This is a genomic window from Chryseobacterium sp. HNCC26DJ238 (assembly GCF_057180465.1).
The window spans coordinates 185,021-197,916 of record NZ_JBXUGI010000003.1; the positions used below are offsets into that span (position 1 = coordinate 185,021).

The 12,896-nt window shown below is 37.4% G+C and carries 10 protein-coding genes; 4 read left to right on the forward strand and 6 right to left on the reverse strand.

Features of this window, described 5'->3' with window-relative positions; all coding sequences use genetic code 11:
• The first annotated feature begins 88 nt into the window (after positions 1–88).
• Both AC2A07_RS03890 and AC2A07_RS03895 read left to right on the forward strand, forming a co-directional pair.
• Complete coding sequence (locus AC2A07_RS03890; protein WP_484049301.1) at positions 89–1,231, forward strand: vWA domain-containing protein; 1,143 nt, start codon at positions 89–91, stop codon at positions 1,229–1,231.
• Positions 1,232–1,631: 400 nt separating this feature from the next.
• Positions 1,632–3,086 carry a sigma 54-interacting transcriptional regulator gene (locus AC2A07_RS03895; RefSeq protein ID WP_484049302.1) on the forward strand — a complete coding sequence of 485 codons (1,455 nt, stop codon included), beginning with the start codon at positions 1,632–1,634 and terminating at the stop codon, positions 3,084–3,086.
• A 206-nt stretch (positions 3,087–3,292) separates the two neighbouring features.
• Here the strand turns inward: AC2A07_RS03895 and AC2A07_RS03900 are convergent, their stop codons facing one another.
• The 4 genes from AC2A07_RS03900 to AC2A07_RS03915 all read right to left on the reverse strand — a co-directional run bounded on the left by AC2A07_RS03900 (position 3,293) and on the right by AC2A07_RS03915 (position 9,040).
• Positions 3,293–4,885, reverse strand: a complete 1,593-nt coding sequence (locus AC2A07_RS03900; protein ID WP_484049303.1) for an MFS transporter — start codon at positions 4,883–4,885, stop codon at positions 3,293–3,295.
• A 247-nt stretch (positions 4,886–5,132) separates the two neighbouring features.
• On the reverse strand, positions 5,133–6,260 hold the full coding sequence (locus AC2A07_RS03905; RefSeq protein WP_484049304.1) for an HlyD family secretion protein: 1,128 nt from the start codon (positions 6,258–6,260) through the stop codon (positions 5,133–5,135).
• 536 nt (positions 6,261–6,796) lie between these two features.
• Complete coding sequence (locus tag AC2A07_RS03910; protein ID WP_484049305.1) at positions 6,797–8,107, reverse strand: TolC family protein; 1,311 nt, start codon at positions 8,105–8,107, stop codon at positions 6,797–6,799.
• Between the two features lie 87 nt (positions 8,108–8,194).
• Positions 8,195–9,040, reverse strand: a complete 846-nt coding sequence (locus AC2A07_RS03915) for a helix-turn-helix domain-containing protein (protein WP_484049306.1) — start codon at positions 9,038–9,040, stop codon at positions 8,195–8,197.
• 70 nt (positions 9,041–9,110) lie between these two features.
• On the opposite strand from AC2A07_RS03915, the gene AC2A07_RS03920 reads away from it, so the two are divergent.
• Complete coding sequence (locus AC2A07_RS03920) at positions 9,111–9,584, forward strand: Mpo1 family 2-hydroxy fatty acid dioxygenase (RefSeq protein WP_484049307.1); 474 nt, start codon at positions 9,111–9,113, stop codon at positions 9,582–9,584.
• A gap of 595 nt (positions 9,585–10,179) precedes the next feature.
• On the opposite strand, the gene AC2A07_RS03925 is transcribed toward AC2A07_RS03920, so the two are convergent.
• A complete protein-coding gene (locus tag AC2A07_RS03925; RefSeq protein WP_484049308.1) occupies positions 10,180–11,247 on the reverse strand; it encodes a DUF2891 domain-containing protein in 1,068 nt (355 codons plus the stop codon).
• A 135-nt stretch (positions 11,248–11,382) separates the two neighbouring features.
• Between AC2A07_RS03925 and AC2A07_RS03930 the strand changes: the two genes are divergently transcribed.
• Entirely contained in the window at positions 11,383–12,279 is an 897-nt protein-coding gene (locus tag AC2A07_RS03930; RefSeq protein ID WP_484049309.1) for a DUF4349 domain-containing protein, read from the forward strand.
• Between the two features lie 67 nt (positions 12,280–12,346).
• Here the strand turns inward: AC2A07_RS03930 and AC2A07_RS03935 are convergent, their stop codons facing one another.
• A complete protein-coding gene (locus AC2A07_RS03935) occupies positions 12,347–12,724 on the reverse strand; it encodes a hypothetical protein (RefSeq protein WP_484049310.1) in 378 nt (125 codons plus the stop codon).
• Between the last annotated feature and the right edge of the window lie 172 nt (positions 12,725–12,896).

Sequence of the window (12,896 nt, forward strand, 5' to 3'; positions counted from 1 at the left end):
TCACAATCATCCACATTTTCTATTTTTAAAACTACTCCGCTCCCACAAAATTCCCTAACTTGTCTATTCTAAAAACGAGATTCATCTCATGACAGATAAACAATTTAATTTTCAACAGGGTTTTACATTCAGCAAACACGTTCCGGAAGAAATTTCACATTTTGACCGGGTTTTTGATGTGTTTAAAGATTTACTGACCCACACTTCCGGCGATATCGAAGAAGCTTTTGAATGGCTTGATATGCTGGATAAAGAATATGATATTTTTACCGATGAATATACTCTTGAAGATTTTGAAGAAGATCTCAGAAAACGTGGGTATATCAAGAAGGAAGATGATTCAGAAGACGGAAATACCGGTACAGGTAAAGGAAAGAATGTCCTCACTGCAAAATTGGAAGCTGCGTTGCGTGAATATGCACTGGACCAGATCTTTGGCAAGCTTAAAAAAAGCGGTATCGGCAATCACAGAACCAACAAATCCGGAGTTGGTGACGAGCGGGATGGTGAAAACCGAAACTTTCAGTATGGTGACGATCTTTCTGCCGTAAATATGACTGAAAGTCTGAAGAACGCACAGATCAACAACGGAATTGCAGATCTTCGAATGACTGAAGACGACCTCATCGTAGAAGAAACCAAGCATAAAGCTCAGATGAGCACGGTTTTGATGATCGATATCAGTCACTCAATGATTCTGTATGGTGAAGATAGAATTACTCCAGCCAAAAAAGTAGCCATGGCTTTGGTCGAATTGATTAAGCGGAAATATCCGAAAGATTCCATCGATATCATCGTTTTTGGAAACGAGGCGTGGCCCATCAAGATCAAAGACCTTCCCTATTTACAGGTTGGTCCGTATCATACAAACACGGTTGCGGGACTTGAATTGGCAATGGATATTCTCCGAAGAAAAAGAAATACCAATAAGCAGATTTTCATGATCACAGACGGAAAACCGAGCTGTCTGAAACTACCTAATGGTGAGTATTACATGAACAGTGTAGGCTTGGATCAGAGAATTGTTTCCGAATGTCTTAACAAAGCTGCGCAGGCAAGGAAACTTAAAATTCCAATTACGACATTTATGATTGCTCAGGATCCTTATCTCCGTCAATTTGTCAACGCTTTTACGGCTCAGAATAAAGGAAAAGCTTTCCTGACGGGACTTTCAGGCTTGGGACAGATGATTTTCGAGGATTACGAAAAGAACAGGATCAAAAGGATCTAGGTATGTTCTTTTGTCATGAAACAAAAGAACCGATCCCGAAGCTTCGGGACAAGAATGGAAACTCCTGCTAAAATTTTAAATATTTTCCTAAAATCTCCAAAACTTGTGCAATAGAAGATTTGGCTTATGACTTAAAATTTTTGCACGCTCAAACAGTGGAAACTTTTTAACGGATTTTTTTAAAATTTTTTAACGCCTCGGCTTCCTAAGTCATTTCTGAATCAGTCAAAAATTAACATAAGGATTTCTTTCTACTCATAGAGAAAAATTACTTTGCTGAGTGAAACGCCTTTGTGAACGAAAAATAAAACAGTTAGCAGTAACAAAAATCTTTGCGGAATTTGCGTTAAAAATTTACTCAGATTCAAACTTTCAATTAAAATTACATCATTAAAAGAAAATGAAAAACGATATTACATTTAAAGAATTAAAGCAGTCAGGATATACCGATAAAACCATCAGTCAGGAAATTCAGCAGAATCTGATTGCAAAAATTAAAGCAAAAGAGCCGGTATTTGAGGGACTCTGGGGATACGAAGATTCGGTAGTTCCCCAATTAAAAAAGGCTATTCTTGCCGGTCATCATATTAATTTGCTGGGATTGCGCGGGCAGGCAAAAACAAGAATCGCAAGAAGCATGGTAAACCTTCTGGATGAGTATATGCCGATTGTAAAAGGCTCTGAAATTAATGACAGTCCGTTTCAGCCGATTTCGAAATATTCAAGGGATCTGATTGAAGAACTGGGTGATGAAACTCCGGTTTCATGGGTTCACCGCTCGAACCGTTTCTTTGAAAAACTGGCAACTCCTGATGTGAATGTTGCCGATCTGATTGGTGACATTGATCCTATTAAAGCTGCAACATTAAAACTCCCCTATTCTGATGAAAGGGTTCTGCATTACGGAATGATTCCGAGAGCCAACCGTTCGATATTTGTACTGAATGAGTTACCCGATTTACAGGCGAGAATCCAGGTTTCATTATTTAATATCCTGCAGGAAGGCGACATTCAGATCCGTGGTTTTCAGTTGAGAATGCCTCTTGACATTCAGTTTGTTTTCACCGCAAACCCTGAAGATTACACCAACCGTGGAAGCATCGTTACCCCTCTGAAAGACAGGATCGGGTCACAGATTTTCACGCATTATCCGAAAACCGTTGCATTGGCAAGGCAGATTACAGAACAGGAAGCTCAGATTTCATCAGAGGATAAAGCACAGATACAGATTCCTGACCTGGCAAAAAATCTATTGGAAGAAGTGGCTTTCGCTGCCCGTGACAGTGAATATGTGGATGCTAAAAGTGGCGTGAGTGCACGTTTAACCATCAGTGCAATGGAAAATTTAGTGGCAGCAGCAAAACTTCGTTTGATTGAAACAGATGCCTCCAAAACCACAGTCCGTTTATTGGATTTTATGTCGATTATCCCATCGATTACAGGTAAAATCGAACTGGTTTATGAAGGTGAACAGGAAGGAGCAGATTATGTTGCCAAAATATTAATCGACAAAGCAGTGATGTTACAGTTTGAAAGTATCTTCCCCCGCATTTCCAAACTGGAAAAAGAAGGTATCAAAACACCGTATACCGATTTGATCAAATGGTTTAATAAAAATCATCTTGAACTGAACAATACCGACACTGACGAAGAATTCTACACTAAGCTCAACAGTATTACCCCTCTGACGGCTGTGATTGATGAAAATGCTTCTGAATTAAACACGGATGATCAGAACTTCTGTAAAGAATTGGTTCTTTGGGCATTGACGATCAGTAAAAAATTAGATAAATCTGAAAACTCCAATGCCTACACTTTTGATTCGGCAGATATCGGACAGTATCTGAGAAATTAGAATCTGATTCATTAAAATAGTAAATCCTCTGAATTTTTTCAGGGGATTTTTTTGTATTTGTTTCGGAATGATCTCACCATATAAATGAGTAATGAGCAATCAGTAATGGGTAATAGGTAATGAGTAATTGGTAATGGGTAATACTTAAAAGTAAAGCCCCGCTCTGAAAACAAAACGAGACTTTACAAGTGAAAAACAAGGTTTCTTTAGATCACAGGACCTGCTGCGCCTTTAATATCTTCTTCTAATTTTTTTCTCTCCTTTTCTCTCCGTCTTGCTATTACTGATTTTCCATTAAGAAGTCTTACAATTCTTAAATAAGGAGTCCTTTTCTCCCCGAAATGATGAGTGATCACATACAGCATCACTCCAAATCCTGCGACAATGATATAGCCGAAGATCTTTTTGTTGGAGGCAATTATCGCATTGAGCTGAATGGTTTTCATATTGGCCGCAACCGTCTGCGGGGTAACCGTCATCCCATCCATATAGACTGCCAGATCCCCCAGGCTTACAATCTGAAACTGATACTGAAACCAGGAAAACAAAGCCGAAAAAAATCCTACCGCCAAAAACGTTCTCCAGACCAAAACCAATCCGATAGCTGCCAGCATATCATTCAGTTCAAGCTTATCAAGCGTATAATACCAAACCGAAATAAAAAGGGAACACATACCATAGCCCTTCAGAAACATCGGCAGATACCAGTTTTCATAATTAAATTCCAACACCATAGAAAAATACATAATCACTGCATAAGCCGTCATCGAAGCAAAGCCGGAAAAAATGAACATTTTAAGAGGTCTTTCTTTCTTAAACCAAAATACAGCGATGATCCCTGCCAATATAATTCCGGGAACCATTATTACGTTGAGCTTAGCATTTGTCAGTTGGTCATAGCCCAAAACTCCTACTGAAAATATATTCTGTATTGATGTTGTTCCTAAAAACATTCCCAGCCAAAGCAGCATAAACAACCCATTCAATACATTGCTCCTTGTAAAAATCTGAAATGACAGATACGGTCTTTTTAAAGTCAGCTGGCGGATAGCCAATAACGCAAAACTCACAAACGCTGCAATACCCGCATTGATGATATTTTTTGAATGAAGCCAGTCCTGCTGCTTTCCGAACGCAAAAACGTAAGCCGAAAACATAAACGTAGACACAAAAAGCAGGATACTCAGCCAGTCAATATAATGAAGCGGCACTCTCAAGGCAAAATATTGGTCGTGCATCAAAACCCAACACAGCATCGCCAACATAAAACACAGGACCGATGCAAGGACAAAAAACTGCTGATAATTATACAGTATCGAAACTTCAACAGCATAATAGGCTGCAATTTGGTTTAAAACCAATACAAATGTGTAGAACACCCCATAAAAAACTCCACGTCCGCCCAACATTGCCATCAATGGAAGGAATAACTCTATCGTAATCATCATTTTTAAAAACCCGATCACCAGAGAGGTCATAACAATGACCATTGGTTCTAAAGTGGTTGCATTGACATAACTCAACAGGCCTAACATCACCAGAAGAATCACCAGCTTATCACGGACTTTAAATCTCATTTTCATTCTGAGTACGACAGGCATACAAGCCCCCATTCCAATGGTGGTAGCATAATTTGCCCATAAAAAATATTCTGACATGACACCTGTTCCGCCCACCATAAAACTGATGTTTCCTGTATATACCCCACCCAGCGGCATGACCACGGTAAGGAGCAAAACCATCATCAGAAGCTGTATAGGTTTCGGAACCCAATTGCTGAAAAGACCTTTGTTGTACATAATTTTTTTTAAAGATTAAGAGATGAGAGATTGATAGATAATGGATAATAGACTGAGAGATAATAGATTGATAGATAATTGATAATTGATAATTGATAATAGATTAGTAGATTAGTAGATAATGACTGTTAAAAATCTTTATTTGTAATCCTATCATCTAATCGTCCATTCTCTATCCGTCCATCTTCTATTTGTCTATCATCTATCTGTCTATCATCTAATTGTCTATTATCTAATTGTCTATCCTCTATCTATCTGCATTCAAAGAAACATTCATATTCATTCCCGCACTCAGTTTTGCGACATCTTCTTTTTTGTTGGAAGCCGTAAACTCAATTCTGACCGGAATTCTCTGCTGAACTTTAATAAAATTACCTGTAGAATTGTCAGTCGGAACGCTTGAATATCTTGAACCGGTTGCTGCTGAAACAGCAGTTACCACTCCTTCAAACTGTTTTCCGCCCAGCGCATCTGCAGTCATCATTAATTTTTCACCAATTTTGACATTCGGCATCTGGCTTTCCAGGAAATTGGCAGTTACCCATTTTTGATTATTCAGAACAATGGTCGCTACCTGCTGTCCGGGCTGAAGAAGCTGCCCTTCAGAAATGGTTCTACGTCCCATCACTCCATCATAAGGAGCAGTAATCACTGTATACGAGAGATTGATCTTTGCCATATCCAGTGCCGCTTTCGTCCTTTTAATTTCCGCGTCATTGATTCCCAGTTTACTTTTGACCTCCGTTGTGGAAAGATTCGCAGACTGTTTCTGATTGACTAAAGTTTCATAAGCGGCCTTCTGGGCATCGTACTCTGTTTTAGCCTGATCAAACTGCTGTCTGGTGACTGCTTCCGCAGCAAGAAGGTTTTTATATCTTCCTAAATTCTGTTCAGCATTCCAGAGTCTGGCCTTCGCTCCGGCAATATTAGATTCCATTACACTGACGTTATTTGAAACCGTGTTTACTGATGAGCTTGTTGCTGAGCGTTGCGCCATTGCATTCTGATAAGCTGCTTCAGCCTGTCCCAGCTGTGTTATGATTTCACGGTCATCCAAAATGGCCAGCGTATCCCCTTTCTTTACCTGCTGATGCTCTATAAATTTGATTTCTTTGATATATGCCGATACCCTTGTATTGATCGGGTTAATAAATTCTTCTACCTGCGCCGATTCAGTATAGGTTTTGTCACCAATGTGGAAATACTGACGGATCAGCCAGAATAATCCGAAACCGATAAGCGCAAATACCACCACATTTGAAATGATTGCCCTGATTTTATTCTTTCTGTTCTGTTTCTTTTTTACATCAGCATTTGAAACCACAGGTTTTGCGGCTGGCTGTATTTCCTGAGTATTCTGTTCCTTGTTTTCCATTTTTTTATCTATTTTGAACACGAAGTTCCTGAGTTTTTTTATTATTAAATGCTTCTGTTTTTATTTTTTTAACGCAAAGATTTTATACTACTTTACTTCGTTTAAAAATTGACCAAAACTATTTCCCGACCCTAAAGGGAGTAATTTTAATCAATTTTAAGAGAGTTTTTCCTCCCTTTAGGGTTGGGGTAAAGAAAAATTCTATTAAAATTCACAATTGAAATTACAGGGTCCCTGTAGATTTCAATAAATTGTAATATTGATATGACCAAAACTATTTCCCCGACCCTGAAGGGATTAATTTTAATCAATTTTAAGAGAGTTTTTCCTCCCTTTAGGGTTGGGGTAAAGAAAAATTCTATTAAAATTTACACTTAAAATTAAAGGATCCCTGTAGATTTCAATAAATTGTGATATTGATATTACCAAAATTATTTCCCGACTCTGAAGAGAATAATTTTAATCAATTTTAAGAGAGTTTTTCCTCCCTTTAGGGTTGGGGTAAAGAAAAATTCTATTAAAATTTACACTTAAAATTAAAGCGTCCCTGTAGATTTCAATAAGTTGTAATATTGATATAATACATTGATTTCTGCATTGGCAAAATCGAGTTCAGATTGAAGTTTCTGATTCTGCGCATCAATCATTTCTGCCTGAACAGCCAATTGATTAAGATATTTTGCTTCGGTGATTTTATAGTTTTCTTCAGCTAACCTTTTCGCATCATTTAAAATATCCGCCTGCTGAATTGCTTCCTGATATTTTACATAAGAAGCATTCACATTCATATCAATATTCTGCCCGGTAAGAATCAGCGCATCATTTGCCTGCGTCTTCTGTAACTCCCCAAGCTTTATTTTTTCTTTGGTTTTATACAGGTTATCAATATTGTAGCTTAGCGAAATTCCACCCTGCCATCCGCTGGCATACATATCCAGTACAGGATTTCTGTTCGGAATGGGTCTCTGTAAACTGTATCCTCCAAATCCTGAAAGCGTCGGCATTCTGTCGGTCTTAATGATTTCAATATTTTTATCGGCAACTCCAATGTTGGTCTGTGCAGATTTCAGCTGTGGATTAGTGGTATGCGCCAGGTCTAAATAATAGTCCATCCCGATTCCCGACTCTTTATTTTCTAAATTTTCAACCGGAATTATTTCTGTATCCTCAGGTAATCCCAAAGCAATATTCAGATTATAGTTAAGTATCTTTCTGTTATTGGCTAAAGTCAGAATTCCCTGATCCAGGTTTTTAATGGCCAGCTCACCTCGGATGACCTCATTTCTCGTCACCATTCCCTGTTTGTAAAAATCATTGATATTTTTTAATCTTTGCTGAGCAAGTTTTTTGTTGTTATCAAAAACAGACTGCTGATTGATTATTTTGTAAACATCAAGATAATTGGAGATCACTAAAAATTTAACGTCCTGTTGATTTTTTTCCAGGTCCAATTCAGAAAGCTGCTCACGAAGTCCTGCCAATTCTATGGATTTATTGACCAGTCCGCCTTTGAAAATCAGCTGGGTGGCCTGTACCCCGTAGGTACTTCCGTAGTGAGGCATCGGTATTGTCGTTGAGTTTGAAAAATCTTTATCAATTGCCGATACATTTCCTAAATAAAATTGAGTTGTGGAAGCAGTTACAGACGGAAGTTTCTGAAGTCTGGTAATATCAGTCTGCTGTCTGGCAATATTAATATTCTGTGCTGAGACTTTTAACTGATAATGATTCTGAACTGCGAGATCAGCAATTTCATTTGCTGTCATCTTTTTTATTTCCTGTGAGAAAAACAGCGCAGGAAAGATCGCTATCATCAGAGATAGTGCTGTTTTTATATTCTTTGTCATTTTACCTTGTTTTACGAAGCAAAGTTACAGAGAAGACAATATCAAACAAATGTTTGATTTCGGGAAAAAGATGTTCAAATGTAAGATTTACAATTCAAACTGATGACGGTATTCCCTTGGACTGACTTCAAGATGCTTTTTGAAAAAGTGTGAAAATGAGTAAGGATCACTGAATCCAAGAATAGATGAAATCTCCGAAACAGGCTTTTTAGAAGAGTTTAATAATACTTTTGCTTCATTGATTACAATCAAAGCAATAATCTGGCTTGCTGACTTCCCAGTTATGGTTTTGACGACTGATGAAAGATGTCTGGTTGTAATTGACTGCCGTGCCGCATAAAACTCAACCGTTCTGTCATGATGATGATGAGAAGCCAGATCATTGAGAAAAATGAAAACAATCTCCTCCTGTCTTGACATCTGGTTCATTGAATTATTATCCTCACTTGAAATAATCCCGGCCATCTGGTAACAGAAAACAGAAAATAAATGCTCAACCATCTCCTTCTTATAGGTCATTTCCGTTGTAGAATCAAGTATATATTTAAGGAAATTGACACTCTTCCAGACCACATCCATATCGTCCTGATGAAAGGGAACTCCAATATTCATCTGCTGGCGAAAATAACGATAGGTAATCAGGCGATTGAATTTTAAAGATAATGTTGAAATAAATTCTCTCTTGTAAGAAACCATTCTTGACTGGAAATCATCACTTACCGAGATCATTTCATAAACCGTCTGAGGATCTGTTACCATGAACATATTGGCTGAAAGTTCCAGATCACTGAAATGCTGCCGCAGCTTTATAGATCCGCTCTTAATAAAAATAAAAGCAGGGTTATCGGGACGGAAAGGCTTATCGGCAGAGATTCTTTCAAAAATATTGTGCTGTGTAAAAATCTCAACCCCGAATTTTTCTAAAGCAGACATAAGACAAATGTAATCAATCTCTATTTCGATTGCAAAAATTTATTATTTTAGTAAACCCAAATTCAAAACAATGAGAAAGATCGATTTGCTTTTCGCAGAATATGCTGAAAGCCACAGAAATTCAACCAATAAACTGATTCACTGGATCTGTGTTCCACTGATCTTCTGGACTATTTTAGGATTTATTTCCTTAACTCCCTCTCCCCATTTTTGTGCACCTTACTATGGATGTATCAGCCTCGTTAGTTTGATTGCTGTGATTTTGGTTACTTTATTTTATCTCAGACTTTCATTATTGATAGGTTTCATTATGATTTTTGCAATGCTTTTAATGGAGCATTTAGCATATGCTGTCAATATTCATCTTGGAAATAAATCGTGGATGATTTTTCTTGCAGTATTCATTATCACATGGATTTTGCAGTTTGTCGGACATAAGATTGAGGGTAAGAAACCATCATTTTTGAAAGATCTGCAGTTTCTTCTGGTCGGACCGATTTGGTTATTGAGTTTTGTTTTAAAGAAGTTGGGGATTAGGTATTGATTTCGATGATTGTTTTCAGTTTGATATATGATAAATCTTATATTTTTTTAACGCAAAGTGCACAAAGGTTCTTCACAACGTTCACTATGCCTTGTGTGTTCTTTGTGAAATCTCTTAGTGTCCGTTGTGGTGAAATCTTTACGTTATTTTTTACCACTAAGGGCACAAAGGTTCTTCACAAGGTTCACTATGCCTTGTGTTCTTTGTGAAATCTCTTAGTGTCCTTTGTGGTTAAATCTTCATGTTATTTTTCACCACTAAGGGCACGAAGGCTCTACACAAGGTTCACTATGCTTTGTGTTCTTTGTGAAATATCTTAGTGTCCCTTGTGGTTAAATCTTTATGTTATTTTTTACCACTAAGGACACAAAGGCTCTTCACAAGGTTCACAATGCCTTGTGCTCTTTGTGAAATCTCCTAGTGTCCTTTGTGGTTAAATCTTCACGTTATTTTTTACCACTAAGTGCACAAAGGCTCTTCTCAAGGTTCACTATGCCTTGTGTTCTTTGTGAAATCTCTTAGTGTCCTTTGTGGTTAAAAACACATGATGAAAAACCGAGTGCAGTCAATTGATTTAATTTTTTAAAAGGAAATATCAGTCTTCCAAAGCGTAAACAGCAAAACTCGCAAGCCAATGATCTCCTCCGTAATTTCCCTGGAAGAGTAATGGTAAACCGTTGGCAAGAAATACATCAGCCGTTTTAAGAAATTCCTTTTTTACAGGATGACCGTTGGGAAGAGATCCGGCAATTCCTTTCATGCACCAGGCTTTGGTAAAAGATAAACCCACCAGATGGACCGTCTGATAATCACTCAAATCACTGACCACAGGGATTTTTTCTATATTCTCTAAACTCCTTTTTTCATAGAATTGATTAAACCAGGTAACAAATTCTTTCTGAGGAAGTACCCTTCTCATCAAATCTGCTATTTCGAGGCTCGGAGAAAAAAAGTCCGAACCGTCCGGCTCAAGGTAGGCAGGGGTTTTTTTGTTGTTTAAATAAAAATATTTAGCTTTCTCAGTTAATTGGTTTTCAAAATCTTTATCTTTTGCTGCCCGTGCCCAATCTAATGCAAATACCATTGCAAATGCGGTATTGGGATGTACTCCGGTTCGGTTGGGATAGGTTTGCTTAGGCAGATAGGCTTTCCATGAACCAAGAATTTTGTCTGTCAGCGGTTTTAGGTTTTCATGCCATGCTTTCGCTTTAGGATGATCCCATGTCATTAATTCTTCGTCCAGTTTCAACAGCCATGCCCAGCCATAGGTGCGCTCAAAAGTCGTGGTCAGCTGATACTTCGTGAAATAATCGGCTTCGGTCTGCAGATTTTCTTTTTTGAAAGACTGATCAAGTATATTCTCAATATCCTTCGAAATCTGTAAATTAGGTTTGGTCTTCAGGAGACGGACCAGCATCCAGTGCCCGTGAACAGAACTGTGCCAGTCAAAACAACCGTAGAAACTTGGATGCAGATCTTTCGGGCTTAAAGAAACCTCATCAGCTGTGTTGATGATATGGGCTGTTTTGTTAGGATATTCCTGGTTGATGCAGTGAAGCGGTTTTTCGGCCAGTCTGACCGCCATTTCGTCTGTAAGCTTTGGAGATTGCTGAGCGATAAATAAGAGTGGAAAACATGCAACGGCTAAAAGACTTTTTTTCATTCCATAAAAATATTAATTATTAATCAGATGAGAGAATGGTTCATTGATTTATTGCTTATTTTAGTCTCTTGAATATTTATCCTACTTAAAAAAGTTTATTTTAATAAACATTTCATACATTTTAAAAATTCAATTATGAAAAAGATAATCCTGCCTTTATTTTGCTTAATCCTGTTTAATTGTAATAAATCTGAAAATCAACATGAGGTCAAAGCTGATTTAATGAAGGTCATTGAAGAAGACAAATCTTCTGAAGCTTCTATGGATATAGTACCCCCACCTCCTCCAAATGAAGAAAGCAGTGAAAAACCTGTTTCGGCCATTTCAGGCAATTCCGAAACTACAGGTAAATCCGAAAAAACAGGGGTTATTTCAAAAAAGATCATTAAAAACGGAGAACTGAACATTCAGGTTGGTGAATTAAAAAAGGCTCAACAGCAGGTCAATGACATGATCAGGAAAAACAAGGCCTATATTCAGAGTGAGCAGTTGATGAATACGGATTCGGATGAAAATTTAACTCTGACCATCAGGGTTCCACATCAAAATTTTGACGAATTGATTCATTCCTTCTCTGACGGAATAGGTTCTGTTTTATCTAAAAATATTTCTTCTGATGATGTTACGGAGGAATATAGTGATGTTTCCATCAAATTAGAAAACAAAAAAATATATCTTGAAAAATACCGAAATATGTTACGTAGTGCAAAAACCACTAAAGATATGTTGGAAATTCAGGAGAATATCCGCGACCTTGAGGATGAAATTGATGTTGCAGAAGGCAGGCTACGCTTTATTGATGACCGGGTAAATTACAGTACTTTAAATTTAACGCTCCATAAAGAAAAAATAAGAAGTTCAGCAACTTCACAGATCGGGTTTGGAAGTCGTTTCGGAGATTCTCTTACCGAGGGCTGGAACAGTTTTGTATCATTCATTTTAGGCGTGATTTCACTTTGGCCTTTTGTACTCCTGATTCCGGTTATCATCATATTCCTGAAAAAATGGAAAGGAAGCCGAAATAAAAAATAAACTGATAAAAACAGAACATCCGAATATTTCAATAATATTCGGATGTTCTGTTGCAATAAAAATTTATTTAAGCATTAAAATGCGTTTTCACCGTTTCTAAAACCTGTTCATCAGACATTTGCTGTGAAGTTTCTAAAGTGATTTTTAAATCTTTGAACTGAGCGGTATCGTGAAGATAATGTTTTAATTCTTCCTGAATTGTTCCCGGGCCGGTAATCAAGACTTCTTCAGAATTGATCAGTAAATGCTCAACTTCTTTAAAGAATTTAATTTTATTTGTTTGTTCTGCATTATTTCCTGCATTTTCACTGGAATTTCCGTGCTGAATTACTGCTTTTACAGGGCTACACAGGAAAAATTTAAAAGCATTTTGAGCATCATGGTTTTTTACAACTACTGCTTTTTGTGAATCAATCCAAAGACCCGCTAATTTTTTGTCAGACATATTATATTTTTTTAATGTTATGTCTATGTATTCGCAATAATGATGCTAAAGAGTTGTTAATAGCTGTTAAATTATTATTCTGGTAAAAAACGCATTAATTGATGAGATTACAGGAGTTTTGATAACGGTCTCACATAGATCAAGCCGACGATTTGTAAAACAATTAAAAATC

Bases quoted from the DNA above. Each gene is read 5' to 3' on its own strand.
- AC2A07_RS03890 (WP_484049301.1), top strand. From the start codon at position 89: ATGACAGATAAACAATTTAATTTTCAACAGGGTTTTACATTCAGCAAA.
- AC2A07_RS03895 (WP_484049302.1), top strand. From the start codon at position 1,632: ATGAAAAACGATATTACATTTAAAGAATTAAAGCAGTCAGGATATACC.
- AC2A07_RS03900 (WP_484049303.1), bottom strand. From the start codon at position 4,885: ATGTACAACAAAGGTCTTTTCAGCAATTGGGTTCCGAAACCTATACAG.
- AC2A07_RS03905 (WP_484049304.1), bottom strand. From the start codon at position 6,260: ATGGAAAACAAGGAACAGAATACTCAGGAAATACAGCCAGCCGCAAAA.
- AC2A07_RS03910 (WP_484049305.1), bottom strand. From the start codon at position 8,107: ATGACAAAGAATATAAAAACAGCACTATCTCTGATGATAGCGATCTTT.
- AC2A07_RS03915 (WP_484049306.1), bottom strand. From the start codon at position 9,040: ATGTCTGCTTTAGAAAAATTCGGGGTTGAGATTTTTACACAGCACAAT.
- AC2A07_RS03920 (WP_484049307.1), top strand. From the start codon at position 9,111: ATGAGAAAGATCGATTTGCTTTTCGCAGAATATGCTGAAAGCCACAGA.
- AC2A07_RS03925 (WP_484049308.1), bottom strand. From the start codon at position 11,247: ATGAAAAAAAGTCTTTTAGCCGTTGCATGTTTTCCACTCTTATTTATC.
- AC2A07_RS03930 (WP_484049309.1), top strand. From the start codon at position 11,383: ATGAAAAAGATAATCCTGCCTTTATTTTGCTTAATCCTGTTTAATTGT.
- AC2A07_RS03935 (WP_484049310.1), bottom strand. From the start codon at position 12,724: ATGTCTGACAAAAAATTAGCGGGTCTTTGGATTGATTCACAAAAAGCA.